Source organism: Methanobacteriaceae archaeon, from assembly GCA_030656015.1.
Taxonomy (GTDB): Archaea; Methanobacteriota; Methanobacteria; order Methanobacteriales; family Methanobacteriaceae; genus UBA349.
In genome coordinates this window covers 104,450-128,099 of record JAUSNX010000009.1, presented here as the reverse complement: position 1 = coordinate 128,099, position 23,650 = coordinate 104,450, and the positions used below count along the sequence as shown (strand labels likewise).

Sequence of the window (23,650 nt, the reverse complement as noted above, 5' to 3'; positions counted from 1 at the left end):
TTACAGTTTAGTAAGTTTAGTATATAGATTTAATCAATATTCTATCCTTTATTTTAAAAAAATTTACTTATTGTATCATTAAGAATTAATATCTGGAGAAATTGTATTGGACAATAAATCTAATCCTTCTGAAACAGGTTGGACTGCTATTTTAATTGTTTCATTATCTTCATTTATTATTGCACTTGATTCTACATTTATGAATGTAGCTATTGGCAATCTGGTGGTAGATTTGAACACCACTATACCTACCATACAGATAATTATCAGTGTTTATGCTCTGACCATGGCTTCTTTAATGCTTCTCGGAGGTAAGATGCAGGATTTGGTGGGCAGAAGAGAAACATACGTAATTGGGGCGGTTATTTTTGGATTTGGAACAGCCATTGCTGCTTTGAGTGTTAACTCCACCATGTTATTAATTGGGTGGTCCATCTTAGAAGGAATGGGAGCAGCTCTGATGACACCGGCTACTGCTTCCATCATAGTGGGCATCTATAGTGGAAAGAATCGTGAATTTGCACTGGGAATAAGGACATCATTAGCTACTGCCGGTGCGGGTTTTGGCCCACTTGTAGGAGGATTTTTAACTACTTTCTTCAGCTGGAGATGGGGTTTTGGACTTGAGCTGATCATTATAATAATTATTCTTTTATTGTCCCGAAAATTGAAATACTTCCCGCCATCAATGAAATTTTCAGATTTAGACAAATGGGGAGTGCTGTTATCTTCATTAGGAATTCTAATATTTGTCATTGGAATTTTGAGTATAAATTCTATTGAAAACTTGGAAGTACCTGCATTTATAATGGGAATAGGAATATTACTATTAATATTATTCTATTTCCGAGAAAAAAGAGTTATAAATAGGGATGAAATGCCTCTTACGGATATCAGATTGTTTAGAAATAGAAACTTTGCCCTAGGTACACTTTGCAGATTGGTACTAAATCTGGCCCTTGCAGGAGCGGTTTTCATATTACCTGTTTTTTTCCAGCAGGAGACTGGAGCCGATGCATTTACAACGGGCCTTGCTATTTTACCACTAACTATTGGGGTTTTGATCTTTTCTTTAGCCTCCTCCAAAATATCAAATCGAATTGCACCCCACCATCTCATTTCCATAGGATTTTTAATAGCCTTATTATCCAGTTATTATCTCAGTTCTCAGTTCGACTTAGATACTCATGTTTATAATATTATCCCGGGAACATTATTTCTGGGGATGGGCTTGGGTTTAGCACTGCCATTAACAGCTAATGTAATATTATCTTCTGCAAGCTCAGATAAGCAAGCTGATGCCACCGGTATTATGTCCACAAGTTCAAATCTTGGGTCAGCCATGGGAACTGCAGTTATAGGGATTATACTCATACTAGGAACCATAAATGGATTATATTCAGCTTATGATCAGGTTTATCCCGGCCAATTTACTAAAAGTGAAATCAATCAAAAATTGGACATATATCAAGAAAAAAAGAATACAACAACCTATGAAGTCTTACAAGGGAATAAAAACTCTTTATTGTATACAATTATTAACAAAACTGTCCGTAGTGCAATGAAAACTGCATTTGTTTTTGTATCTATCATATTTTTAATAAGCTTCATTATTTCACTCTTTATAAAACCATTGAAACTACAGTGACAATCCGTATTTATTAATAAAGCATATATTTAGACCGATTATAACTAATCAGGATCCATAGTTTTAAAATTTTATTTTTTTAACCAGTTCTCTCATTTAATCTAAATAATTTATATAATGGGATTTTTGAAATCTGGATGAAATGCAAAATCATTATTAATTTTTTTTAATGAAATTGGGCTGGCATTCACAATTTTAATATAATAAATAGGACATATTATTATTATTATAGAACGTGTTTTTATTTTTTTATAGTTGGAGGCAAAAATGGTCAAAGTTCTTATAGTTGAGGATAAGAGCATAGAATCCAGAGGTCTTAAGCGTACACTAGAATCTTTTGGTTATGAAGTCCCGTATGTCGCTTCCAGTAACAAAGAAGCTGTGGAGAAAGTTTTAGAGATTAAAACAGATCTTATTTTGATAGATATTGTTAAAGGCGATATAGGTAGTATTGAAACTGTTTCTAAGATTAAAAAGTTGGATATACCTGTAATATTTTTAACTGCTCATTCTAAAGAAATTAAAATTGAAAAAATCAAACTCACAGAACCACATGAATTTATTTTTAAACCCTACACTCCTCTTGAACTTAAATATGCCATAGAGCTTGCCATTTACAAAAAACAGATGAAAAATGAATTGAATGAATGCATTAATAATGAATTTCTGGGAAATATCATGGAAAATATTCCCAACATGATTTTTATAAAAAGTGCGGACAAACTTCAATTTGAAATGGTTAACAAGGCAGGGGAAGAATTGCTGGGGCATTCCAGAGAAGAATTAGTGGGTAAAACGGACTATGACTTTTTTCCAAAAGAAGAAGCGGATTTTTTCACACAAAAAGATAGGGAAGTTCTTCAAAACAAGAAATTATTAGATATTCCCGAAGAAATTATTGAAACCAAAAATTTTGGTCAAAGAGTATTACACACTAAAAAAATCCCTATTTTTAATAAAGAAGGAAACCCCCAATATCTCCTGGGTATATCAGAAGACATCACCGAACTAAAAAAAACAGAAAAATCTCTGGTCAATGCAAAATATAATGCAGAATTAAATGTCAAAGAGAGATCTGCCGAAAAATTAGAATCTGAAGAAGAATTAAGGGTGAGTCTTTATAATAGGAGTTTGCTTGAGGTTAATATTGATCCTTTATTCATTATTGGTCCTGATGGAAAGATTACTGATCTTAATAAAGCTGTTGAGTTAGTAACGGGTTATGCGCGGGACCAGATTATTGGACGGGATTTTTCTGATTATTTCACCAATCCCGATAAAGCAAGGACTATTTATAAAGAAGTGTTTCTTGAAGGGTTTGTAAAAGATTATCCTCTGGAAATTCGGCATAAAAATGGTGATATAACTCCGGTTTTGTATAATGCTTCAATATATAAAGATGAAAAAGATCAAATTATAGGAGTTTTCGCAGCAGCAAGAGATATCACTGAACGTAAAAATGCAGAAATACAAATCCAAAGACTGGCAAATATTATAGGATCATCAGATGATGCCATTATCAGTAAAACTCTAGAAGGAATGATAACTTCATGGAACAGGGGTGCGGAAGCCATATATGGCTATTCATCTGAAGAAGTTGTTGGAAAAAACAGTTCCATGCTTGCACCTAATCACCTGAAAGAAGAAAGAAAGCAGATTACTGAGAAGATTAAAGAGGGAATTAGGGTTTTCCACCATGATACTACTCGAATAAGGAAGGATGGTACTGAAATAAATCTATCCATCTCTGAATCTCCACTTTTGGATGCCTATGGAAACCTGATTGGAATTTCAACAATTCAAAGAGACATTACTGATCGTAAAAATGCAGAAGAAGCATTGAAATTTATCCAGCTTTATACTAGGAGTTTGCTTGAGGTTAATATTGATCCTTTATTTATTATTGGTCCTGATGGGAAGATAACTGATCTTAATAAATCTGTTGAATTAGTTACGGGTTATTCTAGGGACCAGATTATCAGCACTGATTTTTCAGTATATTTTACTGATTCTGATAAAGCAAAAAAGGTATACGAAGAAGTGTTCCTAAAAGGTTCTGTTAAAGATTATCCTCTTGAAATTAAGCATAAAAATGGTGATATAACTCCGGTTTTGTATAATGCTTCAATATATAAAGATGAAAAAGATCAGGTTATAGGGGTTTTTGCAGCGGCAAGAGACATCACCCAACTCAAAAAAGTGGAAGAACAACTTCAGGAACATATGGATAATCTTGAGATAACAGTTGAAAAACGAACAAATGAACTGACTAATGCTAATATTTTACTAAAAGATGAAATTAAAGAACGTAAAGAAGCTGAAAAGCAATTATTAAAAGCTATAAAAGAAAAAGAGATGCTATTAAGGGAAATACATCATAGGGTTTATAACAATATGCAGATTATTTCCAGCCTCTTGAGTCTGGAATCTTCTCAGGTTTTTGATAAAAGAGATAATTCACTTTTTATGAAAGCTCAGGATAGGATTACATCTATGGGTCTTATTCATGGGATTCTTTACCAATCAAACGATCTTTCAAGTATTAAATTTAAAGAATATTTAACTAGCTTGGCCTCTCAACTTTTTACCATATATGCATCCGATTCTAACATCAAATTTGTAACTGATATTGTTGATACTTCACTCAACATGGAAACAGCCATACCGCTTGGTCTTATCATAAATGAACTAGTAATCAACAGTCTGAAATACGCATTTCCTGATTCGGAAGGTGAAATATTCATATCTTTGCATTCTAAGGGTGAAGAAATTGAATTGATAATTAAAGATAATGGTGTGGGATTACCCGAAGGTATGGGAATTAAAAAACCAACAAAACTAGGATTTGAATTAGTAAACAGCTTAATTAAACAACTTGAAGCAAAAATTGAATTTAATCGAAATCATGGATCTGAATTCAAAATCAAATTTAAAGAATTACAGTATGAAGAGAGATTATAAAAGAGTATAAGATATTTTAGAATGGGAAGAGATTCTAAATTATTATAGGTGGGGACAAAAATGGTCAAAGTTCTTATAGTTGAGGATGAGAGTATAGAAGCCATGAATATTAAGCAAACCTTGGAATCCTTCGGTTATGAGATTCCATATGTCGCTTCCGGTGGCAAAGAAGCTGTAGAGAAAGCTTTAGAGATTATGCCCGATCTTATTTTGATGGATATCGTTCTTAAAGGGGATACTGATGGTATTGAAGCGGCTTCTAAGATTAAAAACTTAAATATCCCAGTCATATATTTAACTGCTCATTCTGAAGAACCTACAATTGAAAGAGCCAAACTAACCGGGCCCCATGGATATATAATTAAACCTTATGATGCTAATGAACTTAAATATGCCATAGAACTTGCTATTTATAAAAACCAGATGGAAATGGAATTAAGGGAAAGTGAAGAGAAGTACCGTCTTCTGGTTGAAGGTCAGAAAGATATGGTGGTCGAGTTAGATACCGAAGGAAGATTCCTTTTTGTCAGCCCCAGCTACTGTGAAATGTTCGGCAAAACAGAAGAAGAATTAATTGGCAAAAAATTTATACCCTCGGTTCACCAAGATGACCGAGAATCCACTGTTAAATCAATGAAATGCTTATACAACCCACCTTATACTTGTTACGTCGAGCAGCGAGCCATGACCCGAGATGGCTGGCTCTGGATAGCCTGGTCGGACAAAGCTGTTCGGGATGATAAAGGAAATGTTAGTACCATAATTGCAGTAGGCAGAGACATCAATGAACGTAAAAAAGCTGAAGAAGCTCTAAAAGAGTCAGAAGCACATTATAGGGCAATTTTTGAGCATACAGGGACTGCGACTATTATTGTTGAGGAGGATACAACAATATCTCTGGCCAATGCAGAATTTGAAAAGCTCAGTGGTTATTCAAGAGAAGAATTAGAGGGTAAGATGGGTTGGGCAGATTTCGTGGAGAAAAACTATCTTAAAAAAATGAAGAAATACCATAGTCTTCGCAGAACTGATCCTGCGGCTGCGCCAATAATTTATGATTTCAGGTTCATCGACCGGCAGGCCAATGTTAAAAACATCCATTTAAATGTTGATATAATACCTGGCACCAAAAAGAGCGTAGCATCTCTTCTTGACATTACTGAACGTAAACAGGCTGAAAAAGCCCTTGCCAAACTAACAATTGAGATTACTAATGTTAATGTCCTCCTTAAAGCAGAAATCAAAGAACGTAAAAGAATGGACCAAATTGTTGATGATAATGTTAAAAGACTGAAACTTGCTTTAGAATCGTCTGATATGGGTGCTTGGGATTTAGATCTGGTAAATGACACTAGTATCCGGACACTTGAACATGATCAAATATTTGGATATGATTCACTTTTACCAGAATGGGGTTCCAAAATTTTCTTTGAACATATTCTAACCGCGGATCGAAAATATGTCCAACAGAAATTTGAAAATGCTTATGAAACTAATAAATTATATTTTCAATGTAGAATCATCAGGCCAGATAAACAAATACGGTGGATCGAAGTATACGGTAATGTTTATCGTGACGAGAAAGATGTTCCAATCAGAATGTTAGGAGTAGTCCGTGACATCACAGAACGTAAAGAAGCTGAAACCCATTTGCTGAGAGTTATAGGCGAAAAAGAGATGTTATTAAGGGAAATTCATCACCGTGTTAAAAATAACATGCAGATTATTTCCAGTCTTCTAAGTTTGGAATCTTCTCAGGTCTTTGATAAAAGAGATATTGCCCTTTTCACTATAGTTCAAGACAGGGTTAAATCAATTTCACTTATACATGATAATTTATATCAATCAGAAGATCTTTCCAGTATCAAATTTGAAGATTACATAAAGAACTTAAGTTCTCAACTTTTCTCTACATATGCCAGAAATTCTAATATAAAATTGGTAACGGATATTGTTGATGTTAAATTTAATATGGAAACTGCCATTCCACTGGGTCTTATTTTAAATGAACTGGTAAGTAACAGCCTGAAACATGCATTTCCTGATTCTGAAGGTGAAATATTCATATCTTTACATCATAACGGTGAAGAAATTGAAGTAATAATCAAGGATAATGGTGTGGGGCTACCTGAAGATATGGAACTTAAAAATCCGAGAAAATTAGGATTACAATTAGTAAATACCTTAGTTGAACAGCTCGAAGGCACAATCGAGGTAGACCGAAGTCACGGAACCGAATTTAAAATTAAGTTTAAAGAATTACAGTATGAGGAGAGATTATAAAGTCATGTAATGGGTGTTTTGGATGGAGAGAGGTTATAAATTATATAATATTGAAGAATTAAATCCTGGAGATCATCTATGTGTTCTTTACCAGACTGATGAAGAACATAAAGCTATAATAACTCCCTATCTAAGATCTGGCTTGGAGAATAATGAGAAAGTATTTTACATAGTTGACGCACGCACCTCAGAGACGGTTCTCAACTATCTACGTGATGATGGTTTTGAGGTGGATCCCTACCTTAAAAGTGGACAATTAAGCATGCTCACGGTAAGTGAGTCTTATATGAAGGGTGGAGTTTTTGATCCGGATGGTATGATCAAAATGCTCACTGAAGAGACAGATAAAGCTCTGGAAGATGGTTATGTTGCTCTTCGTGTTACTGGTGAGATGTCCTGGGCACTGCGAGGATTACCTGGATCAGAACGCCTCATAGAATATGAAACCAAACTGAATAAATTTTTCCCTACTAACAAAGCTCTAGCCATTTGTCAGTATGACTGCAGGGTATTTGACCCTGAAATCCTCCTGGACATATTAACCACCCACCCCATAGCTGTTATTGGAACAGAAATCTATGAAAACTTTTATTACGTCCCCACAGAAGAATTTCTGGCAGGAAAAGCCAATAAAAAAACATTAGAACACTGGATTGAGAATCTGAAACTACGTCGAAAAATGGAGAATACTCTCAGGAAAAGTGAAGAACGTTATTCATTAACCCTTGAAGCTGTTAATGATGGACTCTGGGACTGGGATGTATCATCAGGAGATGCATTTTTTAGCCCTAATTATTACAAAATGTTAGGATATGATCCTGGGGAATTTCCGGCCAACTATGAATCCTGGCAATTGCTTGTTCACCTGGATGATAAAGATTCAGCTGAAAAAAAGTTACAAAAAAGCGTTAAATCATGTGAAGGATTTGAAATAGACCTCCGGATGAAAACTAAATCTGGGAAATGGCTATGGGTATCTACCCGTGGCAAAGCAGTTGAAAAAGACTTAGATGGGTCAGCAACCCGAATGGTTGGGACATTAAATGATATAACAACGCGTATAATAGCTGAAAAAAAGATTAACAATTCACTTAAAGAAAAGGAAATGCTACTTAAGGAGATTCATCATCGGGTTAAAAATAATTTAATGATTATATCCAGTCTTTTAAACCTTCAGTCCAGACAAATAAAGGATAAAGTATCCAAGGATATCTTTAAGGAAAGTCAGAACCGTGCACGTTCCATGGCCCTTATACATGAGCGATTATATCAGTCTACTGATCTTAAAAGGATAGATTTTGGTGATTATATAGGATCTTTATCAAAAGAGCTATTTCACACCTATGCCGGTGATCTGGGCCACATAGAACTGAAAATTAATGTTGATGATATTTTTCTGGATATAAACACGGCGATACCTTTAGGTTTGATTGTAAATGAACTAATTACTAACAGCTTAAAACACGCTTTTCCAGATGGTAAAATGGGAGAAATTAATATTGATTTCCATCCCCTGGATGATCACTATGAATTCTCTGTCAAAGATAATGGAATCGGATTTCCAAAAGATTTAAATTTCCATAATACTAATTCGCTGGGCATGCAAATGGTAACGAGTTTAACAGACCAAATAGATGGTGAAATTGAACTTAATAGAATTGGGGGTACTGAATTTAAGATTACTTTTAAAGATTTAGGTATAAAATAAATTCTTTTTTTCTTTTTAAAATGAAGCATTTTTGGAATAATAATAAAATTACCTTGTTGAATTTCATAATATTTTTAAAATCCTTATTATTATAATAAACAAGGTTATGTTGTAGTATTGAAAATTTCAGCTTCTATTTAAAGGCTAAAATCATTTTAAACTATAAAAATAAGTAGTATGATCTGGAATATTACATATTATAATTAAATTTTTTAGAATCGGGGTGAAATTTATGCAGAAATTCTGCAAAATAGGAGCACCATTATTTTTTTTAAGTATATTGCTGGTCTTTTTACTTACTAAATATTATTTTTAAATTTGGAAAATATGGATCATAATATAAAATTTTATTTAAAAAAATAGTTTTTTTTATTTGTGATTTTCATCCAGATATTCTTTTAAACGAATCTGTAAACTATCTGGAACATTATTATAAACAATAGTATCTAAAATTTGGCCCAAACCAATATCTTGAGCATGCTGAATAAATTTTAAATCTCTGATGGGTATCTTATCAATATTATTGACGTTTTCATTGGAAAATAATATTAATCGAGGATATAATCTATATAAAAACGGAATTGATTTTCTGATATCCTTTAACAAGGCCAGTGCAAATGATTCTACTGATACGGAATCGGTACTGGCAAATACCATGCCTGGTTCCAAATTGACAATATGTGCTTTCCCAAATTCTAATTTCCCAATTTCAAGAGCATTTCTGTTAGGCCCGAAGGTGGCCTGAGCCTGGGTGGCCACAAAAAGAGTAAGTCGAAGTTTTTCTTTAATAGAATCGCTTATTTCTACGATTTTTTCTATAAAAGTATCTGATTTATCATCAATAGATTTTAAACTGCTGCCATGGGCCTCATTTTTGATAAAATTATTGAAAGGGCCATTAGCATGGAAATCCATCCGACTATCATCCCTTAAAATCCCCACCATATTTTTAAAACCGAGGGTGGCCCCGGCCTGGCTATGGGAGCTTAATCGAGGTAAATTAATGATATGATCAACTTTTTTAATCCACTTGGTTACATGAAATCCATGGGGCCATGATGGAGTATGATTTGAATGATAATGAATAAAACCCTCTTCCCAGCCTTCAGATTCAAAACTTATAAATTCATCATCAATAGTACCCATTCCAGATTTAAGATAATTATCACGGGTGCTACCATGAATAACTCCTGAATGGTGATGAAGCACATTTTTCAGCCCGGATTGATCCCCAATAAAAACTTTTGCCCCATTTTCAGTGAGGATTTCTGAGATTACCTTAATTGAAAGGGGATGGGTGGTAGAAGGATAAGGATCTGGAGAATTCAGGGCCGGCTTTAAGAGAACAATATCTCTGGGGGTTAGCCATTCTAAGTTATTTGTTGATTTTAAAAAAACATTTTTAATGGATTTACTGATAGAATTAGCATTAGAATCTGATAATCCCTCAACGAAAACAGTGTTATCCATCATTTTAACATCTCTTAGTTTTAATTGCACCTGAGAACATGGATTATTATCTGTTATTTTTACTATTTATTTTTTTAAATAGTCTAAAATAAAAAAATCTTTAATAAACCATATTTAATGCCTATTTCAAAGCTTCTTCAAAGGCATCACTATGATGTCCAGAGGCCAACTGCTTTTTGCATTCTTCATCTGAAAATAATCTCATTTTTGCTGCTCTACAAGGATAATGCTGTAATTTCAGACCGGCTTCTGTGGGAAGGTTTTCAGGATCTGGAACTTGACCCATATATTTTTCATTTATATAATCGGCCACAAAGGCGGTGGATCCACAAGGGGAAGTTCTTAAAACATCCACACCTTTCAGCTTGCTTCCATCCAATACTAATTCAATTTTAGGCTTTCCAATTTTAGATACAAATTCATCAAAGGCAGGATTACCATTTTCTTCCAGCTCACACATTATATATGGGCAGGTGACATTTCCATATCTTTCTAGCTGGTTTTTAAAGCCTTCACCATTCCAGGCAGCAACAATAATCCAATCAACGTCTTTATTGATCATATGAATCAGATCTAAGGTAACATCTGGGTGGGTGGTATAGGTTATTAAGATATTTGCTTCTTTAATTTTCACCATCAGGTTTTCAGGAATTTCTAACTCATCCATAAACGTAGATGATGGCTTTTCCAGTTCTATAAACTCAGCATCAAATTCCATTTGTATAGTTTCATAGGCCCGGTCGCCATATGGTCCGTCAGTTACAATTACCACTTTTAACATAATTACTCCTCCAATATGATGATGTTTTTTAACCTAATTTTATTAGTTCAATGCTAGCAAAAAGGATTATCATTGCTTTTATTTATTTGATTTAGATCACAACAGCCTGACTTTTTACAATTACCATCTTCAGTTTTATTAATTTGATAATTATATAATTCCTGAACCCAATCTCCTAATTCATCCCGCATATTTCTGTAAAATTCCACTCTTTCTTCTTTATTACCTTCAATCGAAGATAAATCATCGAAGGGCTGTTTGAAATATTTTTTACCGCCAATAAAGAAGGGGCAGGCATTATATGGATTTCCACAAATGGTGACCACATAGTCGAATTCCTGGCCTTCATAGTCTTTTAAACTATTTGATAATTGTTGAGAAATGTCAATTTCAATTTCAGCCATTACATCTATGGCCAGAGATTCCATTTCTCGCGGGTCACTTCCTGCACTAAAAACATCAAATTCTTCTCCGTAGAAATGCTGGAAAAATCCTTCGGCCATTTGGGAACGAGCCGCGTTGTGGATGCACATGAATAAAATTCTTTCTTTTTCAGATTCAATTACCATAATAATCACTCTTAAAATTAGATAAATTGCTTAATAAACACAATTAGAGCTTTAATTTACAATAAAATTTATTTCAAGGAATTAACAATATTTAATAAATGGCCAGTGGAAATTGAGAATAGAGATAATGCACTGGCCATAATTTGATCTTTACCTTAAAGATATTATCAAATTCCTTTTTTGAGATATATTAAATAGAAAGTCACATTTCAAAACAATTCGAATTCTAATATTATTTACTATGGGAACTATTTAATCAACATGGAATAGTAATATAACCATTTATTTGGGGGAAATAGTAAATAATAGAAATTTGATAATTAAAATCATTAATTATAGTATATTTAGAGGCTTTTCCATGAAAATTAATCGCTGTTGTCCTACTGATCCTGAAATGAAAATGAATTGGGAGAATGAACTCCAAGAAGACTCCAATTCTCTTAAAAATCCAAATATTGATGAAACAGCTTCTTTACTTAAAATACTAAGCAATCCTTCTCGATTAAAAATGGTTCTTTTGTTATCTAAACGGGATTACTGTGTTTGTGAATTTGTAATTTTATTGAATGAAAAACAAAATTTAATTTCCTATAATCTTGGAATTCTAAAAAAACATGGTATGGTGGATTCTTACTATAGTTCCAAGGATAAATATTATACCTTAAATGAAAAGGCTGTAAATATCGTTCGATGTTTGAAACAGAATTTAATTCTTGGTTAAATTAGTTAATTACTTAATTTTGATATCTATTTTGTTTTGATTCACTTAATTATCACAATTAATTAGAAAACTTATTATCATATGAAAACTATTTAATCATAATATAATATCTTCTTAAGTGATTTCATGGCTATATTCAAAGATAAATTTCAGGAACTAGAAGAAAATAACGACATTAATGGTCTTATTGAATTATTAAATGCTGATAAATGGCAGCACCGATACAAGGCCATTGTATCATTGATAAATATTGGAGATAGCTCGGCCATTGAACAAGTTAAAGGAGCTATGGATGATGATAACTCCATTGTTCGAGAAACAGCCATTAAATACCTCAGAATGAATAATGCTTATCCTAAAACTAGGCCAGAAGATATAAAATTATATCCATTTGATATAAAAAATTCTTACACCAGAATCAAAAAAATCACGGCCAGTTCTGATGATTCTATTCATTCAGAAAGTGCTGCAAATGAAGATATCAATAATAAATTAAAAGAAGAAGCTGCAAATTTAGGGGCCAATGCTATCATAGAACTTGTTTACGAAAAAGGGATTTTTACACTTTTTAGGGGTGTTAAAGGCCATGGAAATGCAGTTTTTATTAAAGATTTAAAAAGTGTGGAAAGAAAACAGGATTCTGGATTGGGACTATTTGCTTTAGGTATCTTTTTTATAATGCAAGGACTAGTTAGCTTTCCTTATTTTCCTAAATTTTTGGTTCCGATTGGTATTTTTGTCATTATTAATGGAATATTTACTCGTTTGGGCTACAAAAATAAAACATATTTCCTGACATTTTTAAGTTTAATAATTGGATTTGGAGCAATAGGAATATTTTATATTCTTAAAAATGGTTTTCAATTTTATACATATGATTACTACCTAGTGTTCATGTTTTTATTAATAATAGCCTTTGTTTATGAATATCTTAAAAGAAAAAGTAATACTAATTTGCCTTGGAAAGATCAGTGGGGCTTTAGTTGATAAGAAATTAATAAATTTAACATATTCTAGAAGAAAAAAATAAAGAATTTAGTATTCAATTAACTGAATAATCACTATTCTCCCAATTCCCTTAAATTGGCCTGAAAACTCCTCTCCACAATAGGATTGGCGGCCATTTCCGGAATTCCCAGTTCTTTTAAAACCTTTTTTGTAAATTCCAGTGAATTAGCATCCTCTTCACATTCAGAAACTTGGGCCACAGTATCATTTATTGTTTTTAAATAATCAATAGCTTCTTCAAAGATTAGATACAATTCATCACCTTGCTGTGGATCATCCCAGGAAGATAAAAGGCATTTCAACTTTTCTATTTCTTTTAACTTCTGAACTGATTTTAAGGAGGCCCTATAATCATCATAAATAGGTAAACCTCCTTTAAGGGGAATGGCATCTCCACTAAATAATATTTTTTCTTCTCTTAAAAATATAGAAATAGAACCATTAGAATGGCCCGGTGTGTGGATAATCTTTAAATTTAATTTTCCATCCAATTCAAATTCATCTCCATCTTCCAAGACAATGTCGACCTCCACAGGCCCATCCACTAGAGAATGGAAGTTAGGAACTGGTCTTTCTTTGAATTGTAATTCAATATCTTCAATCCATTCTTTTTCGCCACAGTGGGCGGCCACTTCACAGTATGTTTTTCTTTTTATAGAACTGGCAGAACCAATATGGTCTGGATGGGAATGGGTTAAAATCAGCAAAGTTAGATCTTCAGGATCTAATCCAATTTCTTCCATATAATCAAAGATTATCTCTTCTGAGTTTTTAACACCGCTGTCAATTAGAACTAAAGTGTCTCCAGCTATTAAATAAGAGTAAACAAATCTTTCAAGTATTCCCGTTTCGGTTTTTATTTCAAATGGTATTTTTAAAGCGTGAACATATTTACTAATCTGCATTATAATTACTCCCTGAATTTTTATTCTTTATATTCAATATTGTGACGACTATGATTAAAGTTTTTAATAAAAACGATAGAAATTATGTTTCACTATCTGATCAATAGATAAATTCTTCATTCATTTTCATTAGGGTTAAGTTAAAATTAATTAAGAAAAAATTATTTCAAGTAGTTTTAATCTAATAGGGTAGTGATATCATGAAACTATTAAGATTCATAAAACAAGATTCTTCATCATTTGAGCCAAAAACAGGAATATTAATTGCTAACAAAGTGGTGGAAATAGGTCAATCTCTATTTGATTTCCCATTATCTGATAAAGATTTAGATAAAAAACAAGAATATTTGCTGGAGGACATTAAAATTCTTCCTCCCGTTGCCCCATCTAAAGTAGTGGCTGTGGGATTAAATTACCACGATCATGCGGTAGAATTAAATATGAAGATTCCTGATGAACCTATTATTTTTATTAAACCTTCTACTACGGTTATAGGCCATGAAGATACTATTATTTATCCGCCTCAGAGCAATAATGTTCACTATGAGGCCGAACTGGCCATTGTTATTTCTAAAAAAGCAGAAAAAGTATCAGAAGAAGATGCCATGGACTATGTTTTAGGTTACACAGTCCTTAATGATGTTACAGCCCGTGATTTACAGGAAAAGGATGGTCAATGGACCAGATCCAAAAGTTTTAATACATTCTGTCCACTAGGCCCCTGGATTGAGACAGATATAAACCCCCATAATAGAAATATTTCTTTAAAGGTCAATGGTGAATTAAAGCAGGATTCCAATACAGAAAATCTAATATTCTCTGTAGAAAAGATTATTAATTTTATCTCAAATATAATGACTTTAAATCCGGGAGATGTAATTGCTACTGGTACTCCTCCAGGTGTGGGCAGCTTGCAAGTGGGGGACAGTGTGGAAGTAGAAATAGATGGTATTGGTATTTTAAGGAATGTAGTTAGTTCCTTTTAATTTGTTAAAATGACTTAGGCCTACTTTTGAATTATCTAACTTCAAATTACTTTCATAGATTTTCATTCTTTTTTAATTGAATCATTATTATATTTTTTATATTGTTTTTCTAACAAATTTACAGAAATTTCTGATCCATGGCCAGGTAAGTAGATTGAGCAATCTGTTTTAAGAAGTTTTCCCCAGCTTTCAACCATTAATGATATATGGTCTGCAAAAGGTGGAAATATGGACCATTTAAAAACTCCAAACATAGCATCCCCCACAATGGCCAATCCATCATCAATTATTATGCTGATTGACCCGGGAGAGTGGCCAGGAGTAGGTATGACGTATGCCTGGAATCCAAATTTATTTAAATCAAATTTTTCATCAATTTCAATGTCTGGATGAACTGGATCATATTTGTATCTGCTTTGAATTCTTTTTCCAATGAAATTAATTAAAAATCTGGTTAAAATATTAGTTCCTTTAGGTAATGGACTGTCTCCATTTTTTAAATAATTTGCTTCACACTTATGAACGATTACTTTGCAGTTATATTTCTCTTTAATTTTGGTTGCATTTTCGCAATGGTCAAAATGAGTATGGGTAAGTATTAAGCAGGATAACTGGTTTTCACCCAGAATATCATCCAAATTTTTACTTAATTTTTTCCAGGAGCTTGCTCTACCAGTATCTATTAAAAAGAATTTATCATTTGAGGAAACTAAAAAAGAATTACTTCGGCCAGATAGAACTTGATAAATGATCAATCCATGGCTTTTTATCCATTTTTTCATTTTTAATCCCTTAATTTATTAATTTTATAAACTTATTTGAATTTATATTCAGAATTAAATAATCATAAAAATATTTTTACTATTAATTACCATAACTAAACACAGTGATCAAATTGAATGACGAATCAAATCAGGATAGTAAAAATTCTATAAATTTAAAAAGATTTTTAAAAGAAAAAGAACCTAAAAAGCCAGAGTTTCTTATAGCCATAATTGTGAATGTTATTTTTTTATATGTGGTCAATAACCTGGTTTCCTGGAATATATCATTTATCACGGCTTCTTTCAATGATATTTTGTGGATTTTGAATATTTCCATAGTTGCGAATATAGTGGCCAATATTATATTTCTAATTTACTTTTCCGACTGGTTAAAAAGTTTAATTCAAATTTTACTCAACATAATTGGTATTTTAGTAGTTTATTATCTTTATGTGGTGTTTCCATTCGTGTTTTCCAATATATGGATTACTTGGGGACTGGGAATAGCTTTGATACTTGCTCTTTTTGGTATTGTAATAGCCACATTTATTGAAGCTGCAAGATTCATTTTGATTTATATTATTAAAATAGATAATTAATTGGGGATATATTTTTAAATAGCCCCTTTAAATATTTTTTATTTTTGTTTTATCCTAATCAAACCTTCACTTTCACCTGTAATGCACTCTGCACCCTTTTTCCCAACAATAAAAGTGTTTTCTATTCCTACCATCCCTACATCTTTAATTCCTTTTTTAGGTTCCAGGGCAAAGACCATTCCATTTTCTATAGGGTCATGGAATCCTTCAGCAATCACAGGTACTTCATCAACTTGTAGGCCTATGCCATGGCCTAAAAATCGCACGGTTCTATTGCCAAAACCCATAAAATTTTCCAAAAATTCACTATCCAGATTTCCTATAATTGATTTATAAATATCAGAAGGAATCATTCCCGGACTTAACATATCGGCTATATCATTTTGAACTTCCACACATTTAATCTGGGCCTCTGCAACGTGTTCTGGAGGATTTTGGCCAAACATGTAGGTGCAAGTTTTATCAGTATGATATCCATCCACCCCAGACCCAATATCTATATAAATCAGATCCCCTTTTTTTAATTTCCTCTGACGACTTCCAATTAATGGTACTGCAGGGCCCAAGCCATAATTACCACTGGCTCCATCAAAATATGATGGATAAATTGAACTTTCACCAAAACAGACATGTCCTAAAACCATTTCTGTTTCAAACATACCAAAACGGGCCACACCGTGATGGCCCTCTTTAATCATAATGGAATAAAGCTTTGTGGCTAAATCTGCTTCGCTCATACCTTCTTTTAAAATTTCAGGTACAATATTTTCCAGGACATTTTCATGAATTTTTCCAGATTTTCGCATTAAAGAGAGTTCATAATCACTTTTAATGGCTCGGACAGTTAATAAATCTCTATCAACTGATTTAATATTCTTAAAGGGGAAATGCTTTTGAAATCTTTGATACATGGCCAGAGGCACTACTTCGGTTTCCAGATAAACTGTTTCTGGAATTTTATCAGGAACTGCATCCCGGTAACTTCGCATGGGTTGAATATTGTCAAATAATGATTCATCAAGGGCCCTTTCATAGCTGCGCCTTACCCAGTAGGTGGCCTCACCGTCGCGGGGGATAATTAATATTCCGTCCTGCATGGTGCCGGTGAAATAATACTGGTTGATTTTACTGAAAATAACTGATATTTCCCAAGAGAGATTTGATAAATTCATATGATTTTTAAACCGTTTCATACGATTTTTTAATTCTGTGGAAGGAACTTTTTCCATTTTAAGAACTCCGTATTTGAATAAATTTCATTGATAATCTTTGGTTGTTATTTAATTATATTAAATTTTTAATGATTAAAAAAAGTTTAGGAATTAATTAAGTTTATTAAAATAGGAAATAAATAGTTATTAGTGATTTCTATGAAAAAAGTGAGTGATTTTGAAGGTTTAAATGGTAACATAGTAGCATTTAAGGAACAAGTATCTGATGCAGAAAAAATAACATTTGTTGGGGCTCCAGGTGTTTGCACGCCATTTGCAGAGCTTTTTGCTTATGCTGTCAGGGATAAAAAGTCCTGTTTTATTACCTTAACTGATATTGAAAGTGCCAGGTCTTTTAAACTTACTCCACAGGGAATGCAATTGTCTGAAGCTGTAGATCCACAGGCCGATGTAGTGGCCTTACTTGGTGGATTGTCCATGCCCAAAGCTAAGGTCAATGTCGATGAATTAAATGAAATGATTGGTAAAATTCTTAATGAGAATGGTAAAATCATTGGATTAAGTTACATGGATATGTTTGTAGAGGCTGGATGGGAAAATAAGGTTAATTTTGACTGTATAATAAATGGAACACTAATAGGGTCGGTTAATAGTTACAAATAATATCTTTATAAAAAAGGATATCTATCTTAAAATTGTTATTATTACTCTATTTGTGTGTTTAGGGATTTTATATCGAATAAATTTAAATTCAATTGCATTTTATCTTTGTTAATTAAAAAGTTCATAGTTCACAATAACTTTATTACTTTATTTAACTAAAATATAATATAAGAAATATATGATTTTTTTAAAAAATCCTTTTTTAGAGTTAATTGAATAATGGGTGATAATATGGTAAAATGGGGACCGGTTATTGTCGGATTTTTCCTGGCAATTATATTAGGTAATTTGTTAGGAGCTTATGTAAATCAATACTGGGGAGTGAATTTAGGGCTATTCATAGCAGGTTTCATTGTTGGTTATTGGGTCCATGAAGGATTCTTCGGTGGAATATGGAATGCTACTGTGGCTGGATCATTTGGGGCCATTGTACTGGCTATTTTATTGATTGTGGGTGGAACAATCTTTGGAGGCCTGGCCGGTTTTGCAGCAGGTGCTGTAACTGGAGCAACTGTTGTAATTGCTGCTTTAATTCTTAATATAGTATTTATGGGAGTTGGAGGAGCAATTGGTGGAATATTGGCAGGTAGTGATTAAAAAACAATATAAAAATCATTTAAAATTTTATTTTTTTCATAATATTCTTTTTAATTCATTGATTAAAAAAATTCTACTTATTTCTTTTTATTTAAATAGAATATTAAAAAATATTTTAAAAAAAAATGTTTTGTGAATAAAATTAATTATAATTTAATTGGGCAGATTATAATCTATTACTGGATTTTCTATTCTTTTTAAGGCCTCTTCAAGAATGGCTTGGGGAAAGCAATATTTTATAAAAACTTAAATATTGTTATATATTTTGTTTTAAAAATGAAATAATTATAAAAGTAACTACTTAAATTCAACATCTACTAACTCACTAACACACTCAATGGACCTTTCAACCGCATTAGAGGCCATTATAACATTCAAGGCACCATTATTACAAATCTCCGCACATCTACCACAGATTCTACATTTTTCTCTATCTATTTTTGCTTTCCCATTTTCCAGTTGCAGTGCATTAACAAAACAAATATCTTCCAGGCATCTACTGCACCCCGAACATTTATCCTCTCGGAATTTAAGTTCCACACCAATCATAGGCCCAATACTTCGGCCCATTTTTTCAGGAAGATATGGAGCCATTTTCCACAAACAACAGCAAGGACAGCAGTTACAAATGGTTAAAAGTTCTTCTTTAGGTCCAGTATTTAACCACACGCTGTCCAGTTTGTTTCTACCAATAATATGCACTAAACCTGCTTTTTGACATTTTTCAACGTGATTTATAGCTTCTTCAGCAGTCACAGTTTTTCCTAATTTTGATGAGATTTTTTTGGCACCAGGGCCCATAAATAAACAGCCTAAATCATGCGAATAATCCTTACAATTATTAGAAACACGACATAAGCATGAATCCATAATAACGTGGTTATTGGATTTTTTTATTATTTCTTTTAATATCTGGCTGGGTAGTATTGTATCATTGGAAACTGGAATATTAGTATTAAGGTTTATTTCTGCAATATTGAGGTTCGTTTTAGCAACAGTACTATCTCTAGGAAGTACTATCATATTATCTCCTTCAAAAAATAGTTTATTAGCTGCCCAAGCCATTGGAGGAATTTTTTGACATGTCCGAGCCATGAAAAACCGAAGATTGAAGGTTGATTTAATGATTTGTATACTAATGTCGGATATGGTTATTCTGGCCATTTATTATCTCCTAATAAATATTTTAGAATTAAATGTAATTAATGGTTTAATTAATTATTTCAGTAAGAAGAATAGTTAATTTTTTATTTTTAGGATTATTTTTATATTAAATTTTTAATCAACTTATCCTATTAAATGCATATTTTTATGAACAAATAATTTATTCTAAACTTATTTACACTTTAAAATCATTATTCTTTAATTTAAAGCTTAATCTGCTAAATTCAGTGGAATTTCATAATTAGGATTTTCTATCAATATTATCTAATTAAATCTTTATCAATAATATCTTCTATCTTAAATTGGAATACTCTAATGCTTATTATAACAAATGTTATTTTTAAATGTTAATTAATATCATAAAGATTGGTTTTTGATAAAATTAGAATCAGAAATTATCTTAGAATAGGGTGGTGAATAATTTATTTTTAAATTAATTTTTATTAATTATTAGAATCTTATTCTTTATTTATAATCATTTAACTTTGATTTTAGCTGAAATTATACAATTTAATTCTCATTTTTTATAAAAAATATTTAATAATTCTCCAAAGTTTTTTATCAAATAAAAAATAAAAAAATAATAAAGAATAGTAAAATTACTAATTAATTAATCTTATAATTGGGAGTTGGGGTAACGCAATGTCTTATGATAAAGAAAAATTATCCAGTGGGATATCAGGGCTTGATGAAATTTTAATGGGCGGATTTGTACCTAACAGATCATATCTACTTCGCGGAATGCCTGGAACAGGTAAAACTGCTCTGGGAATGCATTTTCTATCTGAAGGTGTGAAAAATAATGAGAAAGTTCTTTTCATTAACATGGGGGAACCAACAGATCAGATTATTTCCAATGCCAAAAAAATGGGCTTTAATGTAGATAATATTGATTTTTTAGATTTAAGTCCTGATGAAAGTTTTTTTTCTAAAATGGAGGCTTATGATATATTTTCTCCTGCGGAAGTGGAACGAGAATCGACTACCTCCGAGATTATTGAAAAAATTGAATCATTAAACCCCCAAAGAGTATTTTTAGATCCTATAACCCAATTTAGATATCTTTCTACTGATGAATTTCAGTTTAGAAAACAAGCCCTTTCTTTTCTTAGATTTCTGACTGATAAAGGCGCTACAGTTCTATTCACTTCAGAATTTAGTGCTAATGATCCGGACGATGATCTACAATTCATGAGTGATGGCATAATTAACCTTGATTTTTTCTCGGAAGGTAGAAGTATCTCAGTAAGTAAATTCAGAGGTTCAGGTTTTCGTTTTGGAACCCATTCTATGAGAATAACTCCGGAGGGGGTGAAAATATATCCTCGTTTGCGCCCTATGTTAAAAGAAAAAGAGTTCAAACACGAAACCATATCTTCAGGGGTTCCTGAGATGGACGAACTTTTACATGGGGGTATAGAAAGAGGCACAGCAACTATTATCAGTGGTCCCAGTGGTGTTGGTAAAACTACAATTGGAATTCAATTTATGAAAGAAGCTGCCGGGCGAGGTGAACGTTCAGTTGTATATACCTTTGAAGAAGGTTTAGAAAGTCTCATAAACCGTTGTGAATCTATTAATATACCGGTCAAAAGCATGATTAATACGGGTATGTTGGAGGTAATCCCGGTAGAGCCTCTTCGATATTCACCTGAAGAATTTGCACAACTGGTACGTGAAGAAGTTGATTCTAATGAATCTAAGATTGTAATGATTGATAGTACGTCTGGATACACCTTATCTTTACGTGGAGAGGATCCAGTGAGCCACTTACACTCTATCACTAAATACATGACCCGTAGTGGTGTTACAGTTATTCTTATAAATGAAGTGGAAAATATCACTGGGGGCCTTAAAGTAACTGAAATTGGAATCAGTTACCTGGCAGACAACATTGTATTCTTGCGCTACTTTGAGATGAGTGGTGAAATGCGAAAAGCAATAGGAGTTCTTAAAAAACGTTTAAGTGATTTTGAAAAAGGCCTTCGTGAGATTACTATAACAAAATATGGAATTAGAGTTGGTCAACCGCTTAAAAACATACGTGGCATACTCAACGGCTCACCTGAAAGATTCAATGAAGAGGATAGTGACTAAAATGTCACTTAAACCACTAATCTTGGCTTTAAATAGAAATAAACGAAATTTGGAAATTTTAGAGAAGATATTGGGTAAAGAAGGATATCAAGTTGTAGGTGTTTTGCATCCTCAGGAATTGGATTCTGAAATTGAAAAACAAGAAAAAATTGATCTGGCATTAATGGACATTTCTGGTTTTGATAAAAGTATCTGGACGTCTTGTGAACGCTTGAGAATAAAAGAAATACCTTTTCTAATTCTAAGTCCACATCATCAAAGAGCAGTTGAAGAGCAAGGTAAAATTGAAGGTGCCCAGGGAGTATTGGTCAAACCATTGGTTGTTAAAGAACTTTTAGTACTTATTAAAAGTCTAATTGATGATTAAATACAATTGTTAATACAATGATCTTGGAGAGATTATATGGAAAAGATTTTGATTTTACTTACAAATCCCAAGAACAGTGAGATGATAGGTACTCTCTTAGGGACTAATTATGATATTATTTACTCCCTATCTGAAATTGAGGAAGATTCTAAAGATATAGATACTATAAGTCTGTTAATCACTGATTTAATTTCCTGGTCTCGAAATGGGGAAAAATTAAAATATATCAAAGAAAAAGAAATGCCACTATTTTTACCTTTTCTTCTGGTTGTTGCTCCTAATGATCTTAAAAATGCACAAAATATTATTTGGGAAAGCTTTGATGAAGTGATAATCGTACCTATAACAAAGATTGTCCTTTCCTCCAGAGTAAAGGTTCTTTTGCAGACACGTGATCTTTCCCTCCAAGTAAATCAACTTCTTAAAGACAAAGAGATGTTAATTAAGGAAATCCATCATAGGGTGAAAAATAATTTAACTGTAATCAGCAGCCTACTAAGTCTTCAATCACGTTATATTAAGGATGAATCCGATAAAGATTTATTTAAAGAGAGTGAAAACCGGGCTAAATCCATGGCCCTAATTCATGAGAGACTCTATCGTTCAGAAGATGTTAAAAGTATTGATTTTTCAGATTATATTGCCTCACTGTCCAGAGATCTCTTTGATACATATGTTACATCTAAAGATAAAATCCAGCTAAAGTTAGATGTGGAAAATATAATGGTGGATGTAGATAATACTGTTCCTCTGGGCCTTATAATCAATGAACTGGTTACCAATTGTCTTAAATATGCATTTCCTTCTAATCGAACAGGTACTATTAATATTAATTTTCATAAGATTGGTTCGGAATATGTGCTGGAGGTAATTGATGATGGTATAGGTCTACCAGAAGACTTTGATACAGATAAAAGTGATAGTTTAGGTATGCGACTGATATCCGGCCTCACTTCTCAGCTTGATGGAGAAATGGAAATGTCGAATGAATCAGGGACTACTTTCCGTATACGATTCAGTGATAGCTAATTTCAATCTAAAAAATTAAATTTAAAATTTACAAATTACTTTAACAAATTGTTAACTTTATTTATTTAATATTTTATCTTTGACTATTAATAAAAAAATGAAATTTAGTCATTGGTCCGGGTGCTTCTCAAAAGCTTATTTATAAAGGTATTATTCCT

At 32.5% G+C, this 23,650-nt stretch carries 20 protein-coding genes; 13 read left to right on the top strand and 7 right to left on the bottom strand.

The features are described from left to right. Window positions 1-106 precede the first annotated feature (106 nt). The 4 genes from Q7I96_07210 (at window position 107) to Q7I96_07195 (ending at window position 8,600) form a co-directional block, all read left to right on the top strand. Window positions 107-1,648, top strand: coding sequence for an MFS transporter (locus Q7I96_07210; protein ID MDO9627395.1), 1,542 nt, complete (start codon window positions 107-109; stop codon window positions 1,646-1,648). 267 nt (window positions 1,649-1,915) lie between these two features. Beyond that, window positions 1,916-4,609, top strand: coding sequence for a PAS domain S-box protein (locus tag Q7I96_07205; GenBank protein ID MDO9627394.1), 2,694 nt, complete (start codon window positions 1,916-1,918; stop codon window positions 4,607-4,609). A gap of 60 nt (window positions 4,610-4,669) precedes the next feature. Continuing rightward, on the top strand, window positions 4,670-6,892 hold the full coding sequence (locus Q7I96_07200; GenBank protein MDO9627393.1) for a PAS domain S-box protein: 2,223 nt from the start codon (window positions 4,670-4,672) through the stop codon (window positions 6,890-6,892). Between the two features lie 22 nt (window positions 6,893-6,914). Next, window positions 6,915-8,600, top strand: a complete 1,686-nt coding sequence (locus tag Q7I96_07195; GenBank protein MDO9627392.1) for an MEDS domain-containing protein — start codon at window positions 6,915-6,917, stop codon at window positions 8,598-8,600. A 369-nt stretch (window positions 8,601-8,969) separates the two neighbouring features. On the opposite strand, the gene Q7I96_07190 is transcribed toward Q7I96_07195, so the two are convergent. From Q7I96_07190 to Q7I96_07180, 3 genes are all read right to left on the bottom strand, one after another. Next, window positions 8,970-10,073 (bottom strand): DUF362 domain-containing protein, encoded by a 1,104-nt coding sequence (locus tag Q7I96_07190; GenBank protein MDO9627391.1) that lies wholly within the window; start codon window positions 10,071-10,073, stop codon window positions 8,970-8,972. 118 nt (window positions 10,074-10,191) lie between these two features. Further along, window positions 10,192-10,851, bottom strand: coding sequence for a DUF166 family protein (locus Q7I96_07185; protein MDO9627390.1), 660 nt, complete (start codon window positions 10,849-10,851; stop codon window positions 10,192-10,194). Window positions 10,852-10,904: 53 nt separating this feature from the next. After that, window positions 10,905-11,420: an arsenate reductase ArsC gene (locus tag Q7I96_07180; GenBank protein ID MDO9627389.1), complete on the bottom strand. Its 516-nt coding sequence runs from the start codon at window positions 11,418-11,420 to the stop codon at window positions 10,905-10,907. 358 nt (window positions 11,421-11,778) lie between these two features. Between Q7I96_07180 and Q7I96_07175 the strand changes: the two genes are divergently transcribed. Together Q7I96_07175 and Q7I96_07170 are read left to right on the top strand one after the other, a co-directional pair. Next, complete coding sequence (locus tag Q7I96_07175) at window positions 11,779-12,141, top strand: metalloregulator ArsR/SmtB family transcription factor (protein MDO9627388.1); 363 nt, start codon at window positions 11,779-11,781, stop codon at window positions 12,139-12,141. Window positions 12,142-12,267: 126 nt separating this feature from the next. Further along, window positions 12,268-13,128 (top strand): HEAT repeat domain-containing protein, encoded by an 861-nt coding sequence (locus Q7I96_07170; protein ID MDO9627387.1) that lies wholly within the window; start codon window positions 12,268-12,270, stop codon window positions 13,126-13,128. A 74-nt stretch (window positions 13,129-13,202) separates the two neighbouring features. Here Q7I96_07170 and Q7I96_07165 read toward each other — a convergent pair whose 3' ends face one another. Beyond that, a complete protein-coding gene (locus tag Q7I96_07165) occupies window positions 13,203-14,054 on the bottom strand; it encodes an MBL fold metallo-hydrolase (GenBank protein ID MDO9627386.1) in 852 nt (283 codons plus the stop codon). 200 nt (window positions 14,055-14,254) lie between these two features. On the opposite strand from Q7I96_07165, the gene Q7I96_07160 reads away from it, so the two are divergent. Further along, complete coding sequence (locus Q7I96_07160; protein ID MDO9627385.1) at window positions 14,255-15,040, top strand: fumarylacetoacetate hydrolase family protein; 786 nt, start codon at window positions 14,255-14,257, stop codon at window positions 15,038-15,040. A gap of 62 nt (window positions 15,041-15,102) precedes the next feature. Here Q7I96_07160 and Q7I96_07155 read toward each other — a convergent pair whose 3' ends face one another. Continuing rightward, a complete protein-coding gene (locus Q7I96_07155; protein ID MDO9627384.1) occupies window positions 15,103-15,822 on the bottom strand; it encodes an MBL fold metallo-hydrolase in 720 nt (239 codons plus the stop codon). 113 nt (window positions 15,823-15,935) lie between these two features. Between Q7I96_07155 and Q7I96_07150 the strand changes: the two genes are divergently transcribed. Further along, on the top strand, window positions 15,936-16,403 hold the full coding sequence (locus Q7I96_07150) for a hypothetical protein (protein MDO9627383.1): 468 nt from the start codon (window positions 15,936-15,938) through the stop codon (window positions 16,401-16,403). Between the two features lie 38 nt (window positions 16,404-16,441). Here Q7I96_07150 and Q7I96_07145 read toward each other — a convergent pair whose 3' ends face one another. Beyond that, a complete protein-coding gene (locus tag Q7I96_07145; protein MDO9627382.1) occupies window positions 16,442-17,632 on the bottom strand; it encodes a Xaa-Pro peptidase family protein in 1,191 nt (396 codons plus the stop codon). A 141-nt stretch (window positions 17,633-17,773) separates the two neighbouring features. On the opposite strand from Q7I96_07145, the gene Q7I96_07140 reads away from it, so the two are divergent. Further along, entirely contained in the window at window positions 17,774-18,238 is a 465-nt protein-coding gene (locus Q7I96_07140) for a DUF2124 domain-containing protein (GenBank protein ID MDO9627381.1), read from the top strand. 231 nt (window positions 18,239-18,469) lie between these two features. Further along, window positions 18,470-18,835, top strand: coding sequence for a DUF5518 domain-containing protein (locus tag Q7I96_07135; protein MDO9627380.1), 366 nt, complete (start codon window positions 18,470-18,472; stop codon window positions 18,833-18,835). Window positions 18,836-19,132: 297 nt separating this feature from the next. Here Q7I96_07135 and Q7I96_07130 read toward each other — a convergent pair whose 3' ends face one another. Beyond that, window positions 19,133-19,999 carry a 4Fe-4S dicluster domain-containing protein gene (locus Q7I96_07130; GenBank protein ID MDO9627379.1) on the bottom strand — a complete coding sequence of 289 codons (867 nt, stop codon included), beginning with the start codon at window positions 19,997-19,999 and terminating at the stop codon, window positions 19,133-19,135. 642 nt (window positions 20,000-20,641) lie between these two features. Here Q7I96_07130 and Q7I96_07125 point away from each other — a divergent pair. The 3 genes from Q7I96_07125 to Q7I96_07115 are packed head-to-tail and all read left to right on the top strand — an operon-like array spanning window position 20,642 to window position 23,492. Beyond that, window positions 20,642-22,096 (top strand): ATPase domain-containing protein, encoded by a 1,455-nt coding sequence (locus Q7I96_07125; protein ID MDO9627378.1) that lies wholly within the window; start codon window positions 20,642-20,644, stop codon window positions 22,094-22,096. After that, a complete protein-coding gene (locus Q7I96_07120; GenBank protein ID MDO9627377.1) occupies window positions 22,077-22,463 on the top strand; it encodes a response regulator in 387 nt (128 codons plus the stop codon). Before Q7I96_07125 ends, Q7I96_07120 begins: the two co-directional genes overlap by 20 nt. A gap of 36 nt (window positions 22,464-22,499) precedes the next feature. Then, window positions 22,500-23,492, top strand: coding sequence for a sensor histidine kinase (locus Q7I96_07115; protein ID MDO9627376.1), 993 nt, complete (start codon window positions 22,500-22,502; stop codon window positions 23,490-23,492). Window positions 23,493-23,650: the final 158 nt, after the last annotated feature.

Coding starts and splice junctions, on each gene's coding strand:
- Q7I96_07175 (MDO9627388.1), top strand. CDS start 11,779: ATGAAAATTAATCGCTGTTGTCCTACTGATCCTGAAATGAAAATGAAT.
- Q7I96_07195 (MDO9627392.1), top strand. CDS start 6,915: ATGGAGAGAGGTTATAAATTATATAATATTGAAGAATTAAATCCTGGA.
- Q7I96_07145 (MDO9627382.1), bottom strand. CDS start 17,632: ATGGAAAAAGTTCCTTCCACAGAATTAAAAAATCGTATGAAACGGTTT.
- Q7I96_07135 (MDO9627380.1), top strand. CDS start 18,470: ATGGTAAAATGGGGACCGGTTATTGTCGGATTTTTCCTGGCAATTATA.
- Q7I96_07115 (MDO9627376.1), top strand. CDS start 22,500: ATGGAAAAGATTTTGATTTTACTTACAAATCCCAAGAACAGTGAGATG.
- Q7I96_07140 (MDO9627381.1), top strand. CDS start 17,774: ATGAAAAAAGTGAGTGATTTTGAAGGTTTAAATGGTAACATAGTAGCA.
- Q7I96_07200 (MDO9627393.1), top strand. CDS start 4,670: ATGGTCAAAGTTCTTATAGTTGAGGATGAGAGTATAGAAGCCATGAAT.
- Q7I96_07130 (MDO9627379.1), bottom strand. CDS start 19,999: ATGGCCAGAATAACCATATCCGACATTAGTATACAAATCATTAAATCA.
- Q7I96_07160 (MDO9627385.1), top strand. CDS start 14,255: ATGAAACTATTAAGATTCATAAAACAAGATTCTTCATCATTTGAGCCA.
- Q7I96_07170 (MDO9627387.1), top strand. CDS start 12,268: ATGGCTATATTCAAAGATAAATTTCAGGAACTAGAAGAAAATAACGAC.
- Q7I96_07165 (MDO9627386.1), bottom strand. CDS start 14,054: ATGCAGATTAGTAAATATGTTCACGCTTTAAAAATACCATTTGAAATA.
- Q7I96_07190 (MDO9627391.1), bottom strand. CDS start 10,073: ATGATGGATAACACTGTTTTCGTTGAGGGATTATCAGATTCTAATGCT.
- Q7I96_07185 (MDO9627390.1), bottom strand. CDS start 10,851: ATGTTAAAAGTGGTAATTGTAACTGACGGACCATATGGCGACCGGGCC.
- Q7I96_07205 (MDO9627394.1), top strand. CDS start 1,916: ATGGTCAAAGTTCTTATAGTTGAGGATAAGAGCATAGAATCCAGAGGT.
- Q7I96_07125 (MDO9627378.1), top strand. CDS start 20,642: ATGTCTTATGATAAAGAAAAATTATCCAGTGGGATATCAGGGCTTGAT.
- Q7I96_07120 (MDO9627377.1), top strand. CDS start 22,077: ATGAAGAGGATAGTGACTAAAATGTCACTTAAACCACTAATCTTGGCT.
- Q7I96_07180 (MDO9627389.1), bottom strand. CDS start 11,420: ATGGTAATTGAATCTGAAAAAGAAAGAATTTTATTCATGTGCATCCAC.
- Q7I96_07155 (MDO9627384.1), bottom strand. CDS start 15,822: ATGAAAAAATGGATAAAAAGCCATGGATTGATCATTTATCAAGTTCTA.